The 23,761-nt window shown below is 71.6% G+C and carries 21 protein-coding genes and 1 pseudogene; 10 read left to right on the top strand and 12 right to left on the bottom strand.

From position 1 onward, the window contains the following. Together JS521_RS05915 and JS521_RS05910 are read left to right on the top strand one after the other, a co-directional pair. A pseudogene (locus JS521_RS05915) lies at nucleotides 1-321 on the top strand (hypothetical protein); the annotation flags it as partial. A gap of 70 nt (nucleotides 322-391) precedes the next feature. Continuing rightward, on the top strand, nucleotides 392-1,588 hold the full coding sequence (locus JS521_RS05910) for a CaiB/BaiF CoA transferase family protein (RefSeq protein ID WP_205081660.1): 1,197 nt from the start codon (nucleotides 392-394) through the stop codon (nucleotides 1,586-1,588). Nucleotides 1,589-1,642: 54 nt separating this feature from the next. On the opposite strand, the gene JS521_RS05905 is transcribed toward JS521_RS05910, so the two are convergent. Then, a complete protein-coding gene (locus JS521_RS05905) occupies nucleotides 1,643-1,906 on the bottom strand; it encodes a hypothetical protein (RefSeq protein ID WP_003970092.1) in 264 nt (87 codons plus the stop codon). Between the two features lie 287 nt (nucleotides 1,907-2,193). Further along, nucleotides 2,194-2,997 carry an SGNH/GDSL hydrolase family protein gene (locus tag JS521_RS05900; RefSeq protein WP_205081659.1) on the bottom strand — a complete coding sequence of 268 codons (804 nt, stop codon included), beginning with the start codon at nucleotides 2,995-2,997 and terminating at the stop codon, nucleotides 2,194-2,196. Between the two features lie 232 nt (nucleotides 2,998-3,229). Here JS521_RS05900 and JS521_RS05895 point away from each other — a divergent pair, with 232 nt between their 5' ends. Beyond that, entirely contained in the window at nucleotides 3,230-4,324 is a 1,095-nt protein-coding gene (locus tag JS521_RS05895) for a DUF5925 domain-containing protein (RefSeq protein ID WP_205081658.1), read from the top strand. Between the two features lie 27 nt (nucleotides 4,325-4,351). On the opposite strand, the gene JS521_RS05890 is transcribed toward JS521_RS05895, so the two are convergent. Next, a complete protein-coding gene (locus JS521_RS05890) occupies nucleotides 4,352-4,726 on the bottom strand; it encodes a GntR family transcriptional regulator (protein WP_205081657.1) in 375 nt (124 codons plus the stop codon). 70 nt (nucleotides 4,727-4,796) lie between these two features. Here JS521_RS05890 and JS521_RS05885 point away from each other — a divergent pair, with 70 nt between their 5' ends. Together JS521_RS05885 and JS521_RS05880 are read left to right on the top strand one after the other, a co-directional pair. Then, entirely contained in the window at nucleotides 4,797-5,714 is a 918-nt protein-coding gene (locus JS521_RS05885; RefSeq protein WP_205081656.1) for a GNAT family N-acetyltransferase, read from the top strand. After that, a complete protein-coding gene (locus tag JS521_RS05880; protein ID WP_205081655.1) occupies nucleotides 5,698-6,207 on the top strand; it encodes a ribonuclease FAU-1 family protein in 510 nt (169 codons plus the stop codon). Before JS521_RS05885 ends, JS521_RS05880 begins: the two co-directional genes overlap by 17 nt. Before the next feature lie 94 nt (nucleotides 6,208-6,301). Here JS521_RS05880 and JS521_RS05875 read toward each other — a convergent pair whose 3' ends face one another. The 5 genes from JS521_RS05875 to JS521_RS05855 form a co-directional block, all read right to left on the bottom strand. Beyond that, nucleotides 6,302-6,685 carry a hypothetical protein gene (locus JS521_RS05875; RefSeq protein WP_205081654.1) on the bottom strand — a complete coding sequence of 128 codons (384 nt, stop codon included), beginning with the start codon at nucleotides 6,683-6,685 and terminating at the stop codon, nucleotides 6,302-6,304. Between the two features lie 70 nt (nucleotides 6,686-6,755). After that, the gene (locus JS521_RS05870) at nucleotides 6,756-8,267 is read right to left on the bottom strand and encodes a trifunctional class I SAM-dependent methyltransferase/NUDIX hydrolase/VOC family protein (RefSeq protein ID WP_205081653.1); all 1,512 of its coding nucleotides are present in this window, start codon (nucleotides 8,265-8,267) and stop codon (nucleotides 6,756-6,758) included. Nucleotides 8,268-8,280: 13 nt separating this feature from the next. Then, a complete protein-coding gene (locus JS521_RS05865; RefSeq protein WP_205081652.1) occupies nucleotides 8,281-9,810 on the bottom strand; it encodes a tripartite tricarboxylate transporter permease in 1,530 nt (509 codons plus the stop codon). A gap of 3 nt (nucleotides 9,811-9,813) precedes the next feature. Beyond that, the gene (locus JS521_RS05860) at nucleotides 9,814-10,353 is read right to left on the bottom strand and encodes a tripartite tricarboxylate transporter TctB family protein (RefSeq protein WP_205081651.1); all 540 of its coding nucleotides are present in this window, start codon (nucleotides 10,351-10,353) and stop codon (nucleotides 9,814-9,816) included. Beyond that, nucleotides 10,350-11,333, bottom strand: coding sequence for a Bug family tripartite tricarboxylate transporter substrate binding protein (locus JS521_RS05855; protein WP_205081650.1), 984 nt, complete (start codon nucleotides 11,331-11,333; stop codon nucleotides 10,350-10,352). Before JS521_RS05855 ends, JS521_RS05860 begins: the two co-directional genes overlap by 4 nt. A gap of 148 nt (nucleotides 11,334-11,481) precedes the next feature. On the opposite strand from JS521_RS05855, the gene JS521_RS05850 reads away from it, so the two are divergent. Next, nucleotides 11,482-12,135 (top strand): response regulator, encoded by a 654-nt coding sequence (locus JS521_RS05850; protein WP_239486850.1) that lies wholly within the window; start codon nucleotides 11,482-11,484, stop codon nucleotides 12,133-12,135. Between the two features lie 221 nt (nucleotides 12,136-12,356). After that, complete coding sequence (locus tag JS521_RS05845; protein ID WP_205081649.1) at nucleotides 12,357-13,397, top strand: lytic polysaccharide monooxygenase auxiliary activity family 9 protein; 1,041 nt, start codon at nucleotides 12,357-12,359, stop codon at nucleotides 13,395-13,397. Nucleotides 13,398-13,530: 133 nt separating this feature from the next. On the opposite strand, the gene JS521_RS05840 is transcribed toward JS521_RS05845, so the two are convergent. After that, a complete protein-coding gene (locus JS521_RS05840; RefSeq protein ID WP_205081648.1) occupies nucleotides 13,531-14,421 on the bottom strand; it encodes an esterase/lipase family protein in 891 nt (296 codons plus the stop codon). Nucleotides 14,422-14,723: 302 nt separating this feature from the next. On the opposite strand from JS521_RS05840, the gene JS521_RS05835 reads away from it, so the two are divergent. Together JS521_RS05835 and JS521_RS05830 are read left to right on the top strand one after the other, a co-directional pair. Further along, on the top strand, nucleotides 14,724-15,113 hold the full coding sequence (locus JS521_RS05835) for a hypothetical protein (RefSeq protein WP_205081647.1): 390 nt from the start codon (nucleotides 14,724-14,726) through the stop codon (nucleotides 15,111-15,113). A gap of 229 nt (nucleotides 15,114-15,342) precedes the next feature. Then, nucleotides 15,343-15,840, top strand: a complete 498-nt coding sequence (locus JS521_RS05830) for a phospholipase (RefSeq protein ID WP_205081646.1) — start codon at nucleotides 15,343-15,345, stop codon at nucleotides 15,838-15,840. 86 nt (nucleotides 15,841-15,926) lie between these two features. Here the strand turns inward: JS521_RS05830 and JS521_RS05825 are convergent, their stop codons facing one another. Then, nucleotides 15,927-17,012 carry a S1 family peptidase gene (locus tag JS521_RS05825; protein WP_443732174.1) on the bottom strand — a complete coding sequence of 362 codons (1,086 nt, stop codon included), beginning with the start codon at nucleotides 17,010-17,012 and terminating at the stop codon, nucleotides 15,927-15,929. Between the two features lie 449 nt (nucleotides 17,013-17,461). Here JS521_RS05825 and JS521_RS05820 point away from each other — a divergent pair, with 449 nt between their 5' ends. After that, a complete protein-coding gene (locus JS521_RS05820; protein WP_205081644.1) occupies nucleotides 17,462-18,373 on the top strand; it encodes an alpha/beta fold hydrolase in 912 nt (303 codons plus the stop codon). A gap of 45 nt (nucleotides 18,374-18,418) precedes the next feature. Here JS521_RS05820 and fxsT read toward each other — a convergent pair whose 3' ends face one another. Both fxsT and fsxC read right to left on the bottom strand, forming a co-directional pair. Continuing rightward, nucleotides 18,419-22,354: an FxSxx-COOH system tetratricopeptide repeat protein gene (gene fxsT, locus JS521_RS05815; protein ID WP_205081643.1), complete on the bottom strand. Its 3,936-nt coding sequence runs from the start codon at nucleotides 22,352-22,354 to the stop codon at nucleotides 18,419-18,421. Further along, nucleotides 22,351-23,691 (bottom strand): FxsC protein, encoded by a 1,341-nt coding sequence (gene fsxC, locus JS521_RS05810; protein WP_205081642.1) that lies wholly within the window; start codon nucleotides 23,689-23,691, stop codon nucleotides 22,351-22,353. The genes fxsT and fsxC overlap by 4 nt, the downstream gene beginning before the upstream one ends. Nucleotides 23,692-23,761 lie beyond the last annotated feature (70 nt).

Here is a 23,761-nt window from a genome sequence, read left to right as displayed (position 1 = left end):
CCTGGCGGGTGGGCGCTGAGTTGTTTATACGACCCTGCGCCGGAGGGGGCGGCCCCGGACGGCCTCGACGCGGTCGGTGCGCGCGGCTGGCCCCGGGAGTGGACATCGGAGCTGCTCGAACTGATCACCGTACTGGCTCTGCTGGACGGCACCGCGGGGCCCCGGAAGGAGTTGCGGGCCGCGCTGGAGGCGGGTCCGCTGATCAGCCGCGCCGACCTGCGGGCGGCCGGCGTGCTGCCGGTCCCGTCCTCGGCCCGGCGCCCCGCATCGGTGCTCGGACACCAGGAGGAAGGCCCGGAGGGGCAGTTCGCGCTGCTGTAGCGACCGGCCCCGGAGCCTCCGACAGGCCCGGAGGTGGCGAAAGCGCCGGTCAGCAGGTATGCACGGGGTCATGAACACATTGCCACTCCCCCTCGACGGCATCACCGTGGTGGCCGTCGAGCAGGCGGTCGCCGCCCCCTTCGCCACCCGGCAGCTCGCCGACCTCGGAGCCAGGGTCATCAAGGTGGAGCGCCCGGACGGCGGCGACTTCGCGCGCGGCTACGACACGGCGGCGCGCGGTCTCGCCTCGCACTTCGTCTGGTGCAACCGGGGCAAGGAGTCCCTCGCCGTCGACCTGAAGGACCCGCGTGGCCTCGCGGTGGTCCGTGAACTCGTCGCCGGGTCCGATGTGTTCGTACAGAATCTGGCGCAGGGGGCGGCGGCTCGGCTCGGGCTCGACGCCGCCACGCTCTGCACCGCGCACCCGCGGCTCGTGGCGGTCGACATCTCCGGTTACGGGGCCGGCGGGCCGTACGCGCACAAGCGGGCCTACGACATGCTCGTGCAGTGCGAGGCCGGGCTCGTCTCGGTGACGGGGACGGCGGAGCAGCCGGTGAAGGCGGGTGTTCCGGCGGCCGACATCGCGGCGGCGATGTACGCGTTCTCCGGGGTGCTCGCGGCGCTGCTGCGGCGGGCGACCACCGGGCGGGGCGGTCCGGTGGAGGTCTCCATGCTGGACGCGCTGGCCGAGTGGATGGGCCACCCGCTGCACCAGGGGATGCACGGCTCCGCTCCCCCGGCGCGTACCGGTCTCGCGCACTCGGTGATCGCCCCGTACGACGCCTTCGCCACGGTCGACGGCGAGCAGGTGCTGCTCTCCGTGCAGAACGACCGGGAGTGGCGGCGGCTGGCGGAGCAGGTGCTGGGGCGGCCCGAGCTGGCGGAGGACCCGGATTTCGCGACGAACGCGGCACGCACCGCGAACCGGGAGCGGACCGACGGGACGGTGGGACGGGCGCTGGCGTGTCTGACGGGCGAGGAGGCGCTGGCCCGGCTGGAGGCGGCGGGGATCGCCTGTGCCCGGCTGAACACGGTGGCCGACGTGGCGGCGCATCCGCAGCTCGCGGCGCGCGACCGGTGGCGGGAAGTGGGGTCACCGGTGGGGCCGTTGCGGGCGCTGCTGCCGCCGATCACGCTGCCGGGGAGCGAGGAGGCGCGGATGGGCGCCGTACCGGCGCTGGGTGAGCACACCGATGCACTGCTGCGAGCCCTGGGGATGACGGACGAGCAGACATCGGTGCTGCGCCGGGACGGAGTGGTCGCCTGACCTGGTCCGCCCCGGGCGGTGGGCCGGTCCGGAGCGGGCGAGCCGGGCCGTGGGTCAGCGGCGGCTGCCGAAGAGCGAGCGCCGCAGTCGCCGCAGCGGTGCGAAGAGCGACACGCGGGCGCTCCTGCTCCGGCGGGTGTGCGCGGCGTCGCGCGAGGTCAGCTCACGCATCAGCAGCGTCGCTTCGGCCGACTCGCGCTGCGGGACGACGGGGCCGCCGAGCACCGCGAGATGGCGGTCGAGGCGCGTACTGGTCGCACCGCTCCCGCATGTGATGGCAGGCACACGCGGCCTGCTTCGCACTGTTATCTGTTCCATGTCACTCCCCACCCGTACGAGGGCACCCGGTCCGGGCAGGTTAACCCTATCGTCCCGCGGTGACACCCGTGTATCCCGGCCACACGATTGCGCACACATATACGGAGGTTGACGGCCCGTCACCGAATCCGCATGATTCCAGGGCGACTTGGGACAGTTCGGATGGTTTGCCCCTTAGGTCGCCCGTCGTTCAGCCCTGAAGCGGGAGGCCTCGACCGGCGAGGACTCCCGCAACTCCCGCACGGGGCGGCCCACGGAGGAACGCCCCTGTCAGAGGAACGCGCCTGTCAGAGGGCGGACTTGAAGACCGGGAGATACCCTCCCGACTGTCCGGCGGCGGTGGGGTGGTAGGACTCGCCGATGTTGAGCCAGTTCACGCTGTGCAGCCAGGAGCTGTTCGAGCAGATCTCGTGTCCGGTGAAGGTCGTCCGGACGTCGCCGAAGGTGAAGCCGTGGTCCGCCGCCCGCTTGGCGGTGGCCGTGTTGAGGTGGTCGGACGCGCCGTTGATGGCGGCGCGCTCCTTCTCGCTCAGCCCGGCGATGCAGCCGCCGCCGAGCTGGTAGAAGCGCGGGTAGCCGAGGACGACGACCTGCGCGGAGGGGGCCTTGGAGCGGATGGCCGAGTACACGGAGTCGAGCCTGCCGGGGAGGGTGGAGTCGACGTAGGCGCGCGCGGTGGCGATCCGGTTGAGGCAGGTGGCCTCGGACTGGAGGACACAGGTCGTCATGACGTCGGCGAAGCCCGCGTCGTTGCCACCGATGGAGATCGAGACGAGGTCGGTGGAGGCGTTCAGCCCGCCGAGCTGGCTGCCGGTGACGTCGTTGGTCCTGGCACCGGAGCAGGCGGCGAAGGCAAAGGACGAGGGGGAGTTGGCGGCCGCCCAGAGGGCGGGGTAGGCGCGGCTGCTGCGCTTGCAGCTGGAGCCGTCGTAGCTGCCGGCTCCGACGCCGGAGGAGTACGAGTCGCCGAGGGCGACATAGTCGACGGCCGCGGCGGACGAGTCGGCGTTCGCGACCCCCGCACCGGTCAGGGCGAGGGCGGCGCCGAGCAGGAGAGAGGACGAGAACGCCACGAGTCTGGACATTTTCATGGAACCTCCTTGAGCAGGGGGTATCTGCCTACTCCGTAGTAGCAGCGCCTCCGCCCGATCGGAAGTGTCCATGCCAAAAATAGGTCCGGAGTGCTTCCGTCCGCCCCCGGCGGTTCAACGGGCGCTCGCCGGCCGTCCGCTGTCGCCCCGTCGGCTGCCAGGACTCGCCCGCCCCGCACGAGCCTGCGAAACCCGGGTGCACGCGGTGCCCCGGTGCCGGATCATGAGCGCCATGCCCGACTCTCCCGAATCCGCTCTGCCGATCCGGCTCACCGTCGACGACAGCGATTCACCGTCCGACGTCGTCGACGCGCTCTTCCTCGGCCGCTTCGCGACGGGCGAGCAGCCCTACTCCCACAGCTCCTCCCTCGACCGGGTCAAGTCCGGGGCGACCCTGCTGCCCCCGGAGGCCCGGGTGTTGCGTACCGCCCGTGACGACGACCGCAGCGCCACGCTCGCGGAGGGCGATGACTGGACCCTGCTGGTCTCCCGGTGGAACCGGGGCGCGGACGTCACCGTCACCGCGACCAGCGCGGAGCTGGCGGAGAAGGTCCTCGGGCAGGCCACGGAGGGGGCGCAGGACGAGCCGGAGCCCCAACCAGACAACGTGACCATGGGCTTCTGGTACGTCTCCCCGCGCCGCGGCCCCTACCGCACCACCCGTCGGATCACCGCCGGAAGCTGGGACGAGGTCCGCCCCAACTACACCGCACCGGTGGCCGATGCCATGGACCGCCTGATGAAGGTGACCCCGGACGACATCGCGGGCCGGCTGCTCCTGCTGCACGGTCCGCCCGGCACCGGCAAGACGTCCGCGCTGCGCACCCTGGCCCGTTCCTGGCGCGACTGGTGCCAGGTCGACTGCGTGCTGGACCCCGAGCGGCTCTTCAACGACGTCGGCTATCTGATGGACATCGCGATCGGCGAGGACGACGGCACGGCGAAGGGCCGGTGGCGGCTGCTGCTCCTGGAGGACTGCGACGAGCTGATCCGCGGCGAGGCCAAGCACACGGCGGGCCAGGCGCTGTCCCGGCTGCTGAACCTGACGGACGGTCTGCTGGGCCAGGGCCGCAACGTGCTGGTGGGCGTCACCACCAACGAGGACCTGGAGCGGCTGCACCCGGCGGTCGTCCGGCCCGGCCGCTGCCTGGCCAGGATCGAGGTCGGGCCGCTGACCCGCCAGGAGTCGGTGGCCTGGCTGGGCACGGACGAAGGGGTGGGCCGCGAGGGCAACTCGCTGGCCGAGCTGTACGCGCTGCGCCGGGGCTTCGGCCCCGCGTCGGTGCCGAAGCAGGACGCGGGGGCGGATGCGGGGCTGTACCTCTGATCTCCGTACGCGATCGCGGCCGCGAGGTCAGTCCCCGTACGCGGCCCGGACCGCGTCCTTGGCCAGCGACAGGGCCTGTTGCCGGGTGAGGCCGAGCCGCTCGGCGGTCTCCGCGTACAGCTGCGCGGCGGTCGCGGCCCGCTGTTCGGCCGCTCCCCCGGCGGCCGCGACGAACGTCCCGTTACGCCCCCGGGTCTCGATCACCCCGTCCGCCTCCAGGGCCCGGTACGCCTTGGCGACGGTGTTGGCGGCGAGGCCCAGCTCCTCGGCGAAGCCGCGTACGGTCGGGAGCCGGTGGCCGACGGGCAGCGCGCCGGAACGGGCCAGTTCGGAGAGCTGCGTGCGCAGTTGCTCGTACGGGGCGATGCCGGAGTCCGGGTCGAGGACGATCTTCTCAGTCACGGGCCGATTGTCTCCCACCGGCGGAAAAAGGGGAGGCGTTCGGGGCGCGGCTGCGCATACGGTCCACCGCATGACTGTGATCGTGCGTGATTTCCGTCCGTCCGACGCGGAGGCGTGGACCCGTGCCCGCCGGGACTCGGTCCCCTGGATGGTCGCCACCCCCGAGCAGATTCTCCACGACCTGGCCCACGCCCATCCGGACAAGCACTACCGGCTGCTGGTCGCCGAGGAGGACGGCGAGATCATCGCCACGGCGCAGGCGGGCATCGCCCACGAGAGCACCGAGCCGGGGCAGGGGTACTTCACCCCGCAGACGCTCCCCGGCCGCACGAACCGCGGCGCGGGCTCACTGCTGCTGCGCACGGCGGAGGAGCACCTGGCCGAGGCCGGGGCCACCGTGCTGTACGCGTGGGTGCTGGACAACCCGGAGAGCCTGGAGTTCGCCCGTAAGCGGGGCTACGAGCCCAAGCGGTCGGCCCACTTCCAGCGGCTGGACCTGGCGGGCGGCACCCTGCCGGCGCGTCAGGAGCTTCCTCCGGGCGTCGAGCTGCGGACCGGGGCGGACTTCGCCGACGATCCCCGGGCGCTGTTCGAGGCGGACTCCGAGGTGACGGCGGACGAACCGGGCGACATCACGTCCGAGCTGGACGACTACGAGGACTGGCTGACGAACATCTGGCGGCACCCGGCCTTCGACCAGGGGCTCACCTCGGTGGCGCTGGTGGACGGGAAGGTGGCGGCGTTCAGCGCGGCCACCACCGACGGCGAACGGACCTATCTGAGCGCCATGACCGGCACCCTGCGGGAGTTCCGGGGGCGGGGCCTGGCGAAGCTGGCGAAGAACGACTCGCTGCACCGGGCGCGGGCGGCCGGCTACACGGACGCCTACACCTCGAACGACACCGGCAACGGCCCGATGCTGGCCGTCAACCAGTGGTTCGGCTATCAGGTCTGCGCAACGGAGATCCGCCATGTCCGCACCCTCTGACACCCGCGCGGGCCGCCCGGAGGAGCTGGTCGTCGCCCTGACCAAGGCCGGCCGCACCAAGATCAGGTATCCGGCGGAGGTGGTCCGCGACGACGGCGTCCGCGTCACCGTCCGGGCGCCGTGGGCCGCGCCCGGGGTGCGGGACTTCGGCTTCGTCCGGTTCGAGCCGGGCGACGTGTTCACCGAGCACTACTGGCGGGACCGGTGGTTCGCGGTGAAGGAGGTCCGCACCGGCGACGGCGGGCTCAAGGGCTGGTACTGCGACATCACCCGGCCCGCCGTGCTCGCGGACGGGGTGCTGGCGGTCGAGGACCTGGACCTGGATCTGTGGGTCTCGGCGGACGGCTCGTGCGTACTGCGGCTGGACGAGGACGAGTTCGAGGCGAGCGGCCTGGCGGATCGTGACCCGGCGGCGGCCGGCGCGGCCGCCTCGGCCCTGGACGAGCTGGAGAGCCTGGCCCGGACCGAGGGTCTGACCGGTCTTCTCGGCTGACCGGCCTTCTGGCTGACCGGTCTTCTCGGCTGACCGGCGCGGCGCGGGGGTGCGCCGCCCGGTCAGGCGGGCCCCGGCGCCGGGGGAACAGCTGTCAGCCCTGCGGCCGCGCGCCGGGCCCGTCATGGCGGGCCAGCCGGGGAAGAAGCTTGGCGTACACCATGGTCGCCGCAGAGATGACGGTCGTGACGACGGCCAGCGCGAGGATGCCCAGCAGTGCGGGCCACTGCCGCAACTCGCTGTGGCAGACGGGGCTGTCGGACAACGGGCCGACCAGGGGACCCCGGCACCTCGCTCTGCCGTCGAACTCCGGGCCGTAGTCGGCGAGCATCAGGAACGCGAACCATCCCCAGACCACCAGGGCCAGGAACATCCACGCGATCGACCAGGCGTCGATCCGGCGGGCGTCCCGCTGGGCCTGGTCCGGTGCGGCAGGTGTCGCCGCGGGCGCCGGTGGCGTGGTTTCTTCGGCGGTCATTTCTCCCCCTCGACCCTCGGTGAACGCACGTCAGTCCATCACGGACAGCGCGCCGGAAACACGTCGCCCCCTACGAACGGCCCGGCGGCTCAGGGGCACGGCCGGAAGCCGAGACGAGCTCGACCTCATGCCCCGCCGGGTCCTCCAGATAGGCGGCGCAGTGTCCGTCGCCGCCCGCGTACGGATGGCGGTCGGGGAACAGCAGGCGCCAGCCGTACGCCGGGGCCTCGGCTGTCAGGGCGTCCAGGGCGGCCCGGTCCGCGACGTGGAACGCCAGGTGGTTGAGCCCGGGGCGGCGGCGGTCGTGATCACCCGCGACCAGGTCCGGGGACTGCTCCAGCACGACGTACGCATCGCCGCGCCGCCAGCTGCGGCCGTGCGCCCAGTGCTGGTACGGGACATGGCCGAGGCGGCCCAGCAGCCAGCCCCAACTGCGCTCCGCCGCCGCCAGGTCCGCCACCCACAGCTCGATGTGGTGCACCCGGCCGGTGGCCTCCCCGGCAGTCGGCAGCGGGACGTCCCGACCGGCACCGCCCGGGACGTACGCGATCGGCTCCCCGTCCCGGTGCCAGTGGATCATGAAGTGCTCGCCCGCCCGGTACCCGTCCAGGCCGGCACGGCAGTACGCGACCATGTCGTCCGGCAGCGCGGCCAGCGGGAACCAGTCCAGCTCGGAGCACTTCTCCGGCTCGGCGTTGCGCGGCGGGCGCTCCGGGTCGTACTCCGCGACGAAGAACCAGCCCATGCGCGCCCCGCCGCCGGGGCCCCGGTGCTGCATCACGAGCGCGACCCGCAGCTCGTCGGGGTCCAGATCGAGGCCGATCTCCTCGGCGGCCTCCCGGATCATCGCCTCGCGGACGTCCTCGCCGTCCTCCGCGTGGCCGGAGGGCATGTGGAGGAGCCCGTCGGCATACCCGGTGTTCGCGCGGCGGGCCAGCAGGACGTCCGGGCCGCGGCGCAGGATCAGGTGGACGTCGACGACCTCGGTGTGCCGGTGCGGCGGCATCGCCCGGGCGATGAGCGCATAGCGCTCGTCGTCGACCTCCTTGCCCCAGAGCCGGGTGTCGGGGGCCAGGTCCTCGTGGTGGATGCGCTCGGTGTGCGCGGAGAGCAGGGCGGTGAGGGCGGTGGCGGAGAGGCCGGTGCCGTTCCACACCCCTTCGACGAGGACGAGCCGCCCGCCCGGCTTCAGCAGTCCGAACCAGTGCTCCAGGGCCGCTGCCGGATCGGGCAGCAGCCAGACGACGTGCCGGGCCACGATCACGTCGAACGCCCGCTCCCCGACCGGGGGCCGGGCGGCGTCCCCGACGAGGACCTCCGCGCCGGTCCCGGCGAGCTTGGCCCGGGCCAGATCGGCCATGCGGGGCGAGCGGTCGACGGCCGTGACGCGGTGGCCCTGACCCGCGGCGAGCAGCGAGAGGCTGCCGGTGCCGCACCCGAGGTCCAGCACGTCGCCGCGGGTGGCGGGCAGCCAGCTCTCCAGCCGCCCGGCCCAGGCGTCGCGCACCGCGGGGTGGGGGGGGCCGTGGTCGGGCTCCTCGTCGAAGGATCCGGCCATCGCGTCCCAGTCGATCGTGGTCATGGTGCCGATGCTCTCAGCCGCCACTGACAGTGCTGTTCTCCTCTGCCGCCTTCCGCCCACCGCGCAGCCGTGCGATCAGCCGGCCGATCAGCGGCCAGGCCACGATCAGCACCACGATCGCGTAGACGGTGACGGAGAACGGGGTGTTGACCAGGCCGGTCACACTGCCGTCGCTGATCTGGAGGGCGCGGCGCAGCTGCTGTTCGGCGGCCGGGCCGAGGATCACGCCGATGACGGCGGGCAGCACCGGCAGCCCGTAACGCCGCATCCCGAACCCGATCAGTCCGATGACCAGGAGGATCACCAGGTCGAGGGACTCACCGCCGACCGCGTACGCGCCGACGGCGGCGAAGAAGAGGATGCCCGCGTACAGATAGGGGCGCGGGATCCGCAGGAGCTTCGCCCAGACGGGCGCGAGCGGCAGATTGAGGGCGAGCAGCAGCACCATGCCGACGAACAGCGAGGCGATGAGGCCCCAGACCAGCTCCGGTTCCCGCTCGAACAGCAGGGGTCCTGGCTGGATTCCGTACTGCTGGAAGGCGGCCAGCATCACGGCGGCGACGGCGGTGGTGGGCAGCCCGAGGGTCAGCATCGAGACGAGCGTCCCGGCGGCCGAGGCGGAGGCGGCGGCCTCGGGTCCGGCGACGCCTTCGATGGCCCCCTTGCCGAACTGGTCGCGGTGCTTGGAGAGCCGCTTCTCGGTGACGTAACTGAGGAAGGTGGGGATCTCCGCACCGCCCGCCGGGATCGCCCCGAAGGGGAAGCCGATGACGGGCCCGCGGAGCCAGGGTTTCCAGGTGCGCCTCAGATCGGCGCGGCCGAGCCAGGGGCGGCCGACGGGGATCGGCTTTCCGGTGGAACGGCGCAGGTGGGCGGCGACCCAGAGGGCCTCGCCGATCGCGAAGAGCCCGACCGCGACGATGACCACGTCGACGCCGTCGGCCAGGTGGAGCGAGCCGAAGGTCAGTCGCTGCTGGCCGGTCATCTGGTCGAGGCCGACCAGGCCGATGGTGAGGCCGATGAGGAGGGAGGCGATGCCGCGGATGCGGGAGGCGCCGAGGACGGAGGTGACGGCGATGAAGGCCAGCACCATGATGGCGAAGTAGTCGGGCGCGCCGATGCCGATGGCGAGCGACGCGACGGTCGGGGCGAGGACGACCAGCAGGATCGTGCCGATCATCCCGCCGGCGAAGTGGCCGATCGCGGCGGCGGCGAGCGCCTGTGCGCCGCGCCCGCCCTTGGCCATCGGGTTGCCCTCGATCGCGGCGACCACGGCGGCGCTCTCACCGGGGGTGTTGAGGAGGATCGAGGTGGTGGAGCCGCCGAACATCGCGCCGTAGTAGATCCCCGCGAACATGATGAACGCGCCGGTCGGGTCGAGTCCGTACGTCACCGGGAGCAGCAGCGCCACGGCCATCGCGGGTCCGATGCCGGGGAGCACGCCGATGGCGGTGCCGAGCAGGACGCCGAGCGCGGCCCACAGCAGGTTCATCGGGGTGAGCGCGGTACCGAAGCCGTCGATGAGGGAGTTGAGGGAATCCATCGGTCAGAGCACCCCCATCAGCGGGCCGCCCGGGAGGGGGACACCGAGCAGGTTGTCGAAGACGAAGTAGGTGAAGAGGGAGAGTCCGGCCGCGATGAGCGGATCCCGGCCGTGGTGCCGGCTGCCCAGCGCGTAGGCGGAACCCCAGAAGAGCAGCGCCCCGGCGATGGGGAAGCCGAGCGGGCCGATCAGGACGGCGGCGGCGAGGAAGACCCCGGTGAGCAGGAGGACGGTACGCCAGTCGGCGGGTTCGTCGAGGTCGACGTGCTCGCCGCCCTCGGCCTCGCCGCGTCCGCCGCGCAGGACGTCGACGGCGAGCAGGGCCCCGACGAGCAGGAGTCCTGCGCCGACGACGAAGGGGACGGTGCGGGGGCCGATGGGGCCGCGCTGGGCGATGTCGACGTCCATGGTGAGGGCGTCGGCGAGGACGAGCACGCCGAGCGCGAACAGCAGGACGCAGACGCCGAGTTCGGAGCGTTCGCGCAGCCAGGCGCGGGTGGTGCTCCCGCTCGCCCCGGCAGGTTCGGTCGATTCGGTGGTCACAGTCCCAGCTCCTTGAGGACGGTGGCGACGCGCTGGTCCTGCTCGTCGAGGAAGTCGCCGAAGGGTTCACCGGCGAGGAAGGCGTCGTCCCAGCCGTTCGTCTTCATCGACTCCTTCCACTCCTTCGAGGCGTGGAGCTTGCGGATGAGGCCGGTGAGCTTGTCGCGTTCGGTGTCCGAGAGGCCGGGCGGGGCGACGATGCCGCGCCAGTTGGTGAACTCGGTGTCGAGTCCGGCCTCGCGCAGGGTGGGGGCGTCCAGGCCCGGCACGCGCTTCGGGCCGGTCACGGCGAGCAGCCGCAGCTCGCCCGCCTCGATCTGGTCGCGGTACTCGCCGAGGCCCGAGACGCCGAAGCCGACCTTGTTGCCGAGGATGGAGGCGAGGAGTTCGCCGCCGCCGTCGAACGGGACGTAGTTGACCGTCTTCGGGGCTATCCCGGCGGCCTGCGCCATGAGCATCGGGGCCAGGTGGTCCGGGCCGCCGGGCGAGGATCCGCCGCCGACCGGGACGCGGGCCGGGTCCTTCTTCCAGGCGGCGAGGAGGTCGGCGATGGTGCGGTACGGGGAGTCCTTCGCCACCACCACGATGTCGGGCTCCTCGGTGAGCCGGGCGATGGGGGTGGTGTCGGCCAGGGTGCTCGGGGACTTGTTGGTGTGGACGGCGCCGACGACGCCGAGGCCCATGGAGAGCGCGAGCTTGCCGTTGCCGTGTTCGCCGACGAGCCGGGTCAGGCCGACCGTTCCGCCGGCGCCCGGCAGGTTGAACACCTCGATGTTGTGGGTGAGTCCGGCGTCCTCGGCGTTCTTGGCCATGGTGCGGGCGGTGATGTCGTAACCGCCGCCGGGGGTGTTGGGGACCATGAAGCGGAGCCCGGGAATCTGAGTGCCGGTGTCGGAGCCGTCGTCCGTGGAGAGCAGGGGTGGCCCCACCACCACGAGCAACGCGGCCCCGAACAGGGCGAGGGGAGTGCGCAGTCGCACAGGTTCCGCCTTTCGCTGTGAAGTGGCCCACATGTTGCCTGCGCGTTAAGAACCTGTCTCTCTTCCGGTATCAACGGACGTTGTGGTCATTGAGGTCGCGGCCTAGCGTGGCGGCGTGACAACGGTGCTGGTGGTGGACGACGACTTCATGGTGGCGAAGCTGCACGGCCGCTATGTGTCCGCCATGGACGGTTTTACGGTGGTCGGGGTGGCGCACAACGGCGCCGACGCCTTGCGGGCGGCCGAGCGACTGCGCCCCGATCTGGTGCTGCTCGACATCTACCTGCCGGACATGGACGGGATCGACGTACTGCGCGCCCTGCGCACGGCGGAGGAACAGGACGTCTCACGCCCCAGCACGGACGCCCTGTTCATCACGGCGGCCAGGGACGCCGGAGTGATCCGGGCGGCGCTGCGAGCGGGAGCCCTCCACTACCTGATCAAGCCGTTCAACCGCTCGGCCCTCCAGGAGCAGCTGCGCCATGTCGCCTCGCTGCGGACCCGCCTCGACGAGCTGGGAGAGGCCCGCCAGGAGGACGTCGACCAGATCTTCGGCACCCGCCCACCCGGCTCCCGCGAGCTTCCGAAGGGCCTGGCCGCCCCCACGGCCGACCTGGTGGAACGCACCCTGCGCGACCACCCCGGGGGCCTGTCCGCGTCGGAGTGCGCCGAGGCGGGGACGCTGTCCCGGGTCAGCGCGCGCCGCTACCTGGAGTGGTTCGCCGGAACGGGGCGCGCCGAGGTGACCCTGCGGTACGGAGGGACGGGGCGGCCGGAGCGGCGGTACCGCTGGAAGGTGTGAGGAGCCACGGGGCCCCACTGACGGGGGCACCCGCCCGAGGCGTCTCCGAGTGGGCCCGGCCCGGGGTTCCTGAGCCCTCCCCTAACCGCCCCTTAAAGCGACCATAAGGATCCCCATCACCCCCTCCCAGCAGGCTTTTTTGGCCTTCCGAGCGGCTAGCTTCTGATCGCCACCCCTCAACAGCTGTGCCGTAGCAGTGCCGTTCAGAAGGAGATCCATCCATGACCGCTCGTCGCAAGGCCGCCGGAATCCTCGCCCTCGGACTCGCACCGCTCGCGCTGGCCGGGCTGACCGCCACCCCGGCCGTCGCGCACGGTTCGCTGACCGATCCGGTGAGCCGGGTGTCGGCGTGCTTCGCGGAGGGTCCGGAGAGTCCGAAGTCGGCGGCGTGCCAGGCGGCGGTCGCGGCCGGTGGCACCCAGGCGCTGTACGACTGGAACGGGGTCAACATCGCCAACGCGGCGGGCAAGCACCGTGATCTGATCCCGGACGGCAAGCTCTGCAGCGCGGCCAACGACAAGTTCAAGGGCCTCGACCTCCCGCGCGCCGACTGGCCGGCCACCGAACTGTCGGCGGGCAAGCACACCTTCCGGTTCCGGGCGACGGCCCCGCACAAGGGCTCGTTCGAGCTGTACATGACGAAGCCGGGTTATGACGCCACGAAGCCGCTGGCCTGGTCGGACCTGGAGCCGAAGCCCTTCGCCGAGGTCACCGACCCGGTGCTGGAGAACGGTTCGTACGTCTTCGACGGGACGATCCCCGAGCGCTCCGGGCGGCAGCTCGTCTACACGATCTGGCAGCGTTCCGACTCCCCCGAGGCGTTCTACGCCTGCTCCGACGTGACGTTCGGCGGCGGGTCGGTGGGCGGCGGCGCGGTGGAGAAGGAAGAGGGTGAGCAGGGGGCCGGTGGTGACGCCGGTGCCGAGGCTCCGGCCCCGGCCCCCTCCGCGCCGTCCGAGGACGCGATCACCGAGGGGGCCGAGAAGTCGTCCGTCGAGCACAACGGCCACGGTGACGACGACGCGGACACCGGCGCGAAGGTCACCGCCGCCGCCCCGGCCGCTCCGGCGGAGAAGGCCGAGGGCAACGCCCCCGAGGTCAACACCGCGAGCAAGGACGAGGTGCTCGCCGAGACGGGTGGCTCCAACAGCAGCACCTACCTGGCCGTCGGGGGCGCCGGGGTCCTCGCCGCCGGTGCGGCGGTGCTGTTCGCCTCGCAGCGCCGCCGGGCCGTCGCCGCGACGGGCCGCCACAGCCGCTGACCGCAGCAGCGCCCCCCTTCGTACCCCTGCCGCGTCCCTCCGGGACGTCGGGCGCGGCAGGCCATGATGACGGGCCGGGGTCCGCCGTCCGCTCCGTCGGACAGCGGGCCCCGCCCCGTCGTTGCGCGGTGGGTCAGCCGATGACCGAGGCGCAGGTGGTCGGCTTGGCGCGGGCCGGGTCGAGGGCGTTGGCCACCTCGTGGAAGGCGATGCGGTCGATGGCCCCGATCGCGACGTGCTCGGAGAGGTCGACGGGGCAAAGGTCCTGGAGCAGCACATTGCGTACGTTCGGACCGTCCAGGTACTGCGTGCGGTACGGGGTCACGACCTGGTCGTACTTGGTCGCGATGACGGTGTAGCGGACGCCGGGAACGGTGTCGCCGCCCGCCGTGAGCTTGGTGATGAAGGGTGATCCCGCGACCTGGTCGGCGAGTCCGGGGGTCTTGTCGCTGATGAACTTCTCGACGCCGGGGAAGAACGGCAGCAGCTTGGTGAGGCCGAGCAGCGTGGTGCCGTGGTTGTCCGGAGCGAGGCCGACCAGCGCGTTGACCTTGTCGGCGCCGCCGAGGAACTTCAGGTAGTAGTTCGGCATCATGCCGCCCTGGGAGTGGCCGACGATGTCGGCCTTCGGGGCCCCGGTGGCATCCAGCACCTTGTCGACGAACACGTCGAGCTGTTCGGCGGACTTGTCGATGGGTCCGAGGCCGTGGAAGAACGGCACGCCGGGGAGCTGGCCGTAGTCGAGGGAGAAGACGCAGTAGCCCCGGTTGACCAGGTAGGGGGCGAGGACCAGCCAGTTGTCGATCGAGTTCCCGAAGGTTCCGTGGACCAGGACGACCGGGCGGGGATGGGCGGCGGAAGGCTTGCAGGAGTAGTCGTTCCAGCCCCGCGATGTGGCCGTCTCGGCGGCCGGGGCCGCGCTCGCGGTCGCCGTGGGGGCGACGAGAACGGTGAGGGCGAGAAGCAGGGCGGCGAGCAGACTGCGCGTGCGGGGAACGCGCGCAGCACGGATCCAGGGCAGCATCGTGGGATCTCCTTGCGGCTCAAGGGAGGTGCGATGGCGGTGCGCCCTGTGGCCCGGACCACAAGCTGTACGTGCTCATGCCAAGCTACGCACGAGTAAGCAGGCGAGGGAAGTTACGCGTCGGTAAAAACTGGCACGGCCTCAGCCCGGATCGCGTAATGGGGGTGAGGACGGCCGCGACGCCGCCGCTCCCGTCACGCATGACGGCGTGCGCATGACGGCGTGCGCATGAGCATGTCGCGCACCCCGATACGAGTACCTGAACCGATGCGGCGGGCCGCGGACCCGCGTTGGATCACCACATGGACAGCACAGCACCGCAGCCGCACCAGCCGACGCAGCCGACGCAGCCGACGCAGCCGACCGAAGAGACCCCGGCCGCGGCAGAGGGATCCGCCACCACGGACCGGACGCGCTTCTGGTCCGGCCTGTGCGCCGGTCTCTTCGTGCCCGCCGCCCTGCTCGCGGGGCTCCTGACCCTCACCGGCGAGCGAGCGGGGCGCTGCATGACCTACGGGCAGCAGTGCGGCGACGCACTGCCCGGCTGGCTCTTCGGCTGGAGCCTCGCCCTGGCCGTCGTCGCCTGTGTCGTCGCCCTGGCCGCGACGGCCGTACGCACACGCCAAGCAGCCTTCGCCACCCAGCTCCTCGCGGAGTTCGTGGCCCTGACGGTGATCCTCAGCCACACGTGATCTGCGCCCGACGGTCGCACGCGGCGCGCGAACGCCGCCCCGAGGACACCTCGGCGACCCCGTCCGACGCACGCCCCAACTCCCGGTGCCGGACGAACAATTCCCGATGTCCACTCGGCGCGACATCTAGGCATGACGCGTTCATGACGACATGCTGCTCCTACTCCCTCGCACCACCCGGCGAGGAGCACCTCAGGAGCAACTCCCTTCACCCCCACGGAGGTCGTTCATGCGTCGTCGCTTCACGGTTCCGCTCGCCGCGGTCGCCCTGTCGCTCCCCCTCACCCTGGGCTCCGCCGCCTCCGCCTCGGCCGCCCCCGCCGACAAGCCCCAGGTGCTCAGCTCCTGGACCCAGACGAGCGCCTCCAGCTACAACGCCTGGAACGCGGCCCGGGCCAACCAGGGCGCCTGGGCCGCGTACGGCTTCGACTGGTCGACGGACTACTGCAGCAGCTCCCCCGACAACCCCTTCGGCTTCCCCTTCAAGAACTCCTGCGCCCGCCACGACTTCGGCTACCGCAACTACAAGGCCGCCGGCACGTTCTCCGCCAACAAGGCCCGTATCGACTCCGCCTTCTACGAGGACCTCAAGCGTGTGTGCGCCGGCTACTCGGGCGCCACGAAGACCTCGTGCAACAGCACGGCCTGGACCTACTACCAGGCCGTGAGGGCCCTCGGCGTCGCCCCGGCGGACGCGGGTGCCCGGAATCTGCCCCAGGCCGCCTGAGCCGGCCGCGCCCAGGGCACACCGGAAGGGGGCCCGGCGAACCGGGGGCCCTTCCTCGCGCCGTCGTACGGTGGAGCGGTGGTGCGTCAGCCGATCTCGGCGCCGTAGGCGGCCAGCGCCTCCGGCACCGGCTGGAAGAAGGTCGTGCCGCCCGAGGAGCAGTCGCCGCTGCCGCCCGAGGTCAGACCGAGCGCGGTGTCGCCCGCGAAGAGGGCGCCGCCGCTGTCGCCCGGCTCGGCGCAGACGGTCGTCTCGATGAGGCCGTTGACGATGTCGCCGTTGCCGTAGTTGACCGTGGCGTCCAGTCCGGTGACCTCGCCGTCGTGCACCTGGGTGGTGGAACCGCTGCGGGTGACCGCCTGGCCGACCGTCGCGTCACCGGCCTGGGTGATCGCCTGGGTGGAGCCGTCGTAGAGGTTCACCTCGCTCGGGTGCTCGATGTCCGAGGTGTACTTGACCAGGCCGTAGTCGTTCTCCGGGAAGCTGGAGCCCTCGTTCGCCCCGATCTCCGCGCCGCCCTGGCTGTCCGACCAGCTGGTGACCGACTCGGTGCAGTGCCCGGCGGTCAGGAAGTACGGTTCGCCGTCCTTGACCACGTTGAAGCCGAGCGAGCAGCGGGAGCCGGAGCCCCAGATCGCGTCGCCGCCCGCGATCAGCGGCTTGAACTCACCCTTTGTCCTGTCGAGTTCGGCCTTGCCGCCGAGGCCGTCGACCACGGCCGAGAGCTTCTTCCAGGCCGCGCCGTCGACCGTGCTGTCGGCGGTGACCTTCACCTTGTTGGTCACCGGGTCGACCGCCCAGGAGGTGCCCGGGATCGTCGCCTTGTCAGTGAGGGTCTGCCGGGCCGACTTCAGCTCGGTGAGGGAGTTCTCCACCATTCTGGCCTTGCCGCCCGCCTGGCGGACCTGCTCGGCGGCGGCCTTGTCGACGACGTTCACGACGAGGGTCTTCGCCGTGGTGTCGTAGTACGAGCCGGCCGCGTCCGCGCCCAGGTCACGGCCCAGGGTGTCGGCGAGCTTTCCGGCCGCGTCCGCGCTGAGGGTCTTGGCCGTGAACTCCGGCACATCGTCACTGGCGTTCGCAGACTGGAACGTGAATCCCGCTGCGACCAGAGCGACGACGGCCGAGCCGGCCAGCGTCGTGCGCTTCCTGGATATGCGTCGATGCTTCAACTTCGACCTCCTGTGGGGCCGTGCACGGAGCATGTGGGGTGCCCGTACACGGAGGATGGGGCGCCCACTATTCCGAGGCCGGGAAACGCACACAAGGTCGACTTCCGGACGTGCACACGACACCGACGCTTCGCGCGCGGGTCGTTCACTTACCCGCGGTCATGCCATGTCGGTTCCCTTCGCAAACACCCGGTGCAACCGTCGACCGCCCCTGGGTGAGGACTAGTCCTGTCCGGTATTCGCCCCTGCGGGCCCGGATGATGTGCCCGCCCGCCCGGATGCGGACGGAAATCGTCCGCCGGGAGCCCTCCCCGTACCTTCACAGTTCCTCGTCGACGAACAGTCCCCGTAACGCCTCTGATGGGTCATCATCGAAACGGCGGCCGGCGCCGGGACACGCCGTGTCCGGACCGGCCGGGTGACCGGGTGACCGAGCGGGGGAGGCACGGGTGCGCGATCGGGTGCGCGCGGCGGACGGGCGGCATCTGATGGTCGAGCGGATGGGCGACCCGCGGGGAAGACCGGTCTTCCTCCTCCACGGCACCCCGGGCAGCAGACTCGGCCCCGCCCCCCGCGGCATGGTCCTCTACCAGCGCCACACACAGCTCATCGCCTACGACCGCCCGGGCTACGGCGGCAGCGACCGGCACGAGGGCCGCCGGATCAAGGACGTCGTCGAGGACGTCCGTGCCATCGCCGACGCGCTGGGTCTGGAGCGCTTCGCCGTGGTGGGCCGCTCCGGAGGGGCCCCGCACGCCCTGGCCTGCGCGGCGCTGATGCCGGAGCGGATCACCCGGACAGCGGCCCTGGTCAGTCTCGCGCCCCGGGACGCGGCCGGGCTCGACTGGTTCGACGGGATGGCCGCGTCCAATGTGCAGGCGTACTCCACGGCGGCCGACGACCCGGAGAGCCTGGCGGCGTCCTTCATCGTCCGCTCGGCGCAGATCCGGCGCGACCCGGTCCGGCTCCTGGACGATCTGCGTCGGGAGCTGACCGACTCCGACCGGCTGGTCGTCAACGACGCGGGCATCCGGTCCATGCTGCTGCGCAACTTCAGCGAGGGGCTGCGTCACTCGGCCTGGGGCTGGATCGACGACGCCATCGCGTTTTGCCGCCCCTGGGGATTCGATCCGGCCCGGATCACCGGCAGGGTGCTGCTCTGGCACGGGGTGAAGGACGTCTTCGCCCCGGTCGGCCACTCCCGCTGGCTGGCCGGACAGATCCCGGGTGCCACCGCCGTGCTGGAGCCGGCGGCGGCCCACTTCGACGCGTTCCCCATGCTCCCCCGCGTCCTCGACTGGCTGCTCGACGAGCGGGAGCCGCCGGACGCGCCCCGGCCGGCCCTCGTGCCGGGAGGATGAGCCCGCGTGCCGGGAGGGTGGTGAGCCCTCCCGGCACGGCAGGGGTCACACCGACATCGGCTCCAGCTCCCGCCGGAACCGCTCCTCGGTCCGGGCGATCCGCACCAGCGGATGGTCGTCGCCGAGCTGGCGCGACAGCTCGGCGATGATCTCCGACCGCAACTGCGCCGCCTCGTCCTCCCGGCCCATGGCGTCCAGCGTGACCGCCATGTTCGAGGTCATGGCCAGGGTCTCCGGATGGTGCGCCCCGAGCGCTTCGCGCAACTGCCCGGACAGCCGCTGCTCGGTCTCCAGCACGATGTCCAGCTCGCCCCGGTCGGCCGTCGCGCTGGCCAGGTTCATCACGCAGAACAGGGTGTTGGGGTGCTCCCGGCCGAACGTCTCCCGCATGGTGGCGACGACCAGCTTCAGCACCCGCTCCGCCGCATCCGGCTCGCCGGCGCCCGTGAGGTAGACGCCGAGGTTGTTCTGCGCCGCCAGGGTGTACGGGTGCCTCTCCCCCGGCACCTTCATGTACTGGTCGACGACCTCCTGCGCCGTGTCCCTCGCCTCGACGCTCTCGCCCGCCGCGAACAGGTCCGCGGCCAGGTTGAGATCGCAGGCCAGCGAATCGGGGTTGGCGGTGGTGTACTTCGCCCGGTAGCGGGCGCGGGTCGCCACCGTGAGGCGGCGGGCGTCCTCCAGCCGGCCCGCCCGGCGCAACGACACCGCGAGGCTCTTCGCGGCGCTCAGCGTGGTGGGGAAGCTGCGGCCCATCGTCTCCTTGAAGCTGTTGTACGTCGTGCTGAGCAGCCCCACCGAGTCCTCGTACCGTCCGACCTCCCGCAGGTCACGGGCGAGGTTCATGGCGGAGGACAGGCTGTAGGGGTGCTTGGGGCCGAGCACCTGGGAGCGCAGGTCGTAGACGTCCTGGTCGATCTCCCGGGCGCGGACGTACTGGCCGACGCTGCGCAGGTTCAGGGCCAGGTTGTTGGCGGCGGCCAGGGTCCGGGGGTGGGAGTCGTGGAAGATCTGCCCGAAGCCCTCGTGCGCCTCGGTCGCCATCTCGATCGCCCGGCCGTAGTCCCCGAGCAGACCGAGGTCGATGGCCAGGCTGCTGGTGGTCATGTACGTGTGCGGATGCTCGGGCCCCAGCACCGCCCGCTGTCGTTCCAGCGTGATCTCGTCCAGTTCCTTCGCCTCCACGTAACGCCCGCGGGTGCGCAGGATGTTGGAGAGGTGGAAGCAGAGGTAGAGGTACTGCAGATCGCTGACGCCCAGCTTCTCCCGCCAGATGTCCCGCAGTTCGTCGCCCAGCGCTCCCGCGGTCCTGACGTCGCCGCGCTTCCAGAGGTAGCGGACCCGGTCGATCAGCAGCCTGCGGGTCTCCGGCTCCGTGCAGTTGCGGGCGTCGGACGGGCCGAGGTGCGGCCAGATCGTGGCGAAGCGCGGCCAGGTCTCCGGGTTGTCTATCGGCTCGTCGTCGTCGGGCCGGGCCCCGGCGAGGATGCGGTGGACGACGTGCCGGGCCTCGCGCTGCTCCTCCTCGCTGAGCTGCGCCTTGATCACCGCCTGGACGAGGCGGTGCACCTGGATCGAGTTGGAGACCTGGTCGACCTTGGCCAGGGCGAAGCGGCCGATCTCCCGGATGACCCGGCCCAGCACCAGCTTCTCCTGGAGCGAGGAGTCGTACGGCTTCAGCGCGTCGATCATCTCCTTGCTGTAGAGGAGGTTCGCGGAGATCGGCTCCGGGGCGAAGAAGGCGCAGAGCTGGAGCAGCCGTACCGCGGCGGGCGAGCGCTCCTTGAGCCGGGCGATGGAGATGTTCCAGGTCGCCGCGACCGGTTCCGGGTAGCCGACCGGCTGGTTGAGCGCGAGCACCTGGGGCGCCTGCTGGGCGAGCTGTTCGAGGTAGGCGTCGATGGGGGTGGCGGTCTCCGCGATCCAGGCGGCCGCCTGCTCCACGGCCAGCGGCAGGTCTCCCACCGCCGTGGCCACCTGGGCGGCGTCCTCGTCGCTGAGCCCCGGGGCACGGCGCTGGAGGTGCTCGATGGACTCCTCGCGCAGGAAGACGTCCACCGGCAGCGCGTCCCCGTGCTGGGACCAGCTCTGGTTGCGGGAGGTCACCAGGATGTGGCCGGAGCCTCCTTGCGGGAAGTAGCGGCGCAGCTGCTCGGGGTCGTCCGCGTTGTCGAAGACCAGCAGCCAGCGGTCGGAGGGCACCCCGCGCCGCAGCAGGTCGACGGCCTCCTGGGAGGCGGCCGCCATGTCGTCGCCGCCCTGGGCGCCGAGCCGTACGGCGAGTTCGGCGAGCGAGGCGACCACGTCGTCGGGCTGCTCGGACGATATCCACCACACCAGGTCGTAGTCGGCCATGAAGCGGTGCACGTACTCCAGGGCGACCTGGGTCTTGCCGACGCCGCCGAGTCCGTACAGGGTCTGCGGCTGCGGGAGGACGACGGCGAGGCCGCCGCCGAGCTGGTCGCGCATCCGCTCCAGGACGAGCGAGCGGCCGGTGAAGCCGGGGTTGCGGGGCGGCGCGTTCCAGATCCTCGGCACGGTGCCGGGGAAGCGGGGCCCGGGTGAGACCCCGTCGGTCACCTGCACCGGGCGGTCCAGGGCCCGCATCACGGCGGTGGTGGCGTGCACCTCGTCCAGCCGGAAGAGGTCGACCGGGTTGCGGTCGATGTACGGGGACGACAGGCGTACGTCCCCGACGCGCAGCGGGACCAGTCGGCGGCGGCCGCTGCCGATGGCCTCGGCGGCGGTCCGTTCCCACAGCTCGACCGCGCGCTGGGACTTGAGGTAGGCGCTGGAGAGCAGGACCACGGTGCGGGCCGCGTTCTCCGGGGCGGTTTCGGCCGCCTCCTCCGGCGGGCGTTCGGCGGAGACGTCGCGCGGGACGACCCGGAAGCCGGCCCGGGTGAGGATCGACTCCAGCCAGTCGGCCCACATCCGGTTCTCCGCCACATAGCTGAGGTGGAGGTCGGCGGGCAGGGCGGGCCTGCGCCGGGTGAAGGCATCGCGGATCCGCAGGCGTACCTCTTCGCCGATCGGAGGCATCGAGGTGATCTCGCGGCCGGTGATGACCGCGGTGAGCCGTTCGAAGGCGGAGAGCAGCGAGTTGGTGAGCCCGGCCTCGTCGCCGAAGGTGGCCAGCGTCTCCTCGTAGGCGTAGTAGGGGCGGTAGGGGATCTCCACCGCGCCCCAGTAGGCGGTGAGTTCGTCGCCGGACAGGTCGCGCGGCAGCCGGTCGAACTTGAGCCGGGCCAGGGCCCGTCCGGCGTCCGCCTTCTCCTTCTCGCCCTCGTCGATGCGCATGGGGACGGGGTAGATGGAGATGGGTCGGCCGGTGTTGCGCTCGGCGATCTGGCGGGCGACGGAGGCCGCGCCGTCGATGGACTGGTCGCTGAGGGTGAAGCAGTCGACGAGGACGTCCGGGAGGTGGACGGTGCAGATGTCGGCGATGTCGCTGAGGCCGGTGCGGCTGTCGATGAGGACGTAGTCGTAGTTGGCCTTCATGTCGTCGCGCAGCGCGTCGAAGAAGTGGCCGCCGCCGAATCGGTCGTAGAAGTTGTCCCAGTCGAAGGTGGAGACGGTGGCGCTGTACTCGCGGTTCTGCCGCCCGGCGGAGACGAAGTCGAGCGTGCCGCCCTGCGGGAACTCCCAGCCGAGCGACTCCGGGGTCAGCGACACGGCGTGCGGCTGGATGCGGGCGTAGTCGCGGTGCCAGTCCTCGGCGCGCTGGGCGGGGCTGGTCGCGGCCCAGGCGTACTCGGTGATCAGGTCGATCACGCCGGTGGTGGCGCCGAGGGTGGCCGGGTCGAGGAAGGGGTGGAAGAACCGGTGGAGTCCGGGGGCCTCCAGGTCCCAGTCGACGGCCAGCACCCGCTTGCCGTTGGCCGCGAGGATCCAGGCGGTGTTGGCGAGCGCCATGGTGCGCCCGGTACCGCCCTTGTACGAGTAGAAGGTGACGATGCGCCCGTCACGACCGGCACTCATAGGTCCTCCGCTTCCGTCGCAGGGTCGTGCGGGTCGGGTATGTAGCTCGTGTTGCCCATGGGGCCGGTGAGCCGGGTCCGCTCGCCGGATCCGCCGCCGGATCCGGGAGGGTAGGCCTTCGCGTGTTTCAGGTACTGCTGGGCGGCCACCTCGACCACCTGGGGCAGGAGCTGGCCGAACGCCTCCATGGTGGGCACTCCCTTCGCGGCGGCCCGGCAGAGGGCCCGGCCCTGCCCCATCTTGATCGGCATGGTGGCTTCGAGCTTCTCGGTGAGCTCGCTCTCCGCCGCCCTGCTCTGGTGGTCGTCGCGGCTCCAGGGCACGACCATGGTCACCCAGGGCCGGTTCTCCGCGTCGAAGGCGGCGAGCCTGCGGCGGTGGTCCTCGTCCCGCAGGGCCCAGCGGTCGACGAGCAGGATCTCGGGGGTGCTGGGCGGGGCCTTGCCGTCGTGCCGGTCCTCGTCGAACGAGGTGATGACGGCCTGGTAGTTGAGGGAGCGGACCAGTTCCTCGGCGACATAGGCCAGCGGCCGGGCGGAGGCGGGATAGTACGGGTTCCAGTCCTGCGGGTGGTCACCGTAGTGGTCGCTGTTGCGGCCCTCGGGCAGATCGTGGCGGGTGGGTGCCGCGATGGTGATCTGCATCGGCCGGGGCGCGCCGACCCCGCTGCTGGGGGAGCCGAAGGCGCTGGGGGCCAGGCGGTAGTCGACGGGCCGGCCGGTGTCGATGCGGACCGAGTCGGCGACGCTGACGATGCGTTTGGCCAGTTCGTAGACGGCCCGTTCGTACTCCTCGGCGAAGAGTCTGAGCTTGATCAGACCGTAGAGGCCGTCGCTGACGTACCGTTCCCCGAAGTCACGGTGGTTGAACTGCAACCGCTCGGCGGATCCCGGGAGTTGACTGGGCGGGACCGGCACCCAGAGGGCCGGGACGATGGCCTCGGCCGGCTGGTTGGAGCGGGCCCGGTGGTGGATGGCCCGCTGTTCGAAGGCGTACCACTCCTTGCCGCACATCTCGCTGGCGAAGTAACGCGGCGAGAACAGCGGGACGAAGACCCGGCAGGTGGCGAGGACGTCACCGAGCCGTTCCGACCAGCCCTCGCCGGAGCGTATCTCCCGGTCCATGAAGCCCGCGGGCGCGCCGGCGGGTAAGTCGGTCATGGCCATCACATGGCCGCAGAGGTCCTGGAAAAGCCGTTCGACCCACATGTCGGGGTCCGTACCGGCGCCGTACCCCGGTGTGTGGGCATAACTCAGAAAGAAATACGGCCGATGGCCCACCGCTCGCTGTTGCGTCGATGCGTGCACACGACCCCCGTCCTGTGTGAGCACTCGCATCCCGGAAGGAGGAAGGGAGTGCAAGCGAACTCATCATTCCGGAACGGACTGCTTTCCACCCCCCTGCCGT

This window comes from Streptomyces durocortorensis (assembly GCF_016901035.1).
In the GTDB taxonomy this organism is placed as follows: Bacteria; Actinomycetota; Actinomycetes; order Streptomycetales; family Streptomycetaceae; genus Streptomyces; species Streptomyces durocortorensis.
The sequence above is the reverse complement of the archived record's forward strand: the minus strand, read 5'-3'. Positions and strand labels throughout refer to the sequence as shown.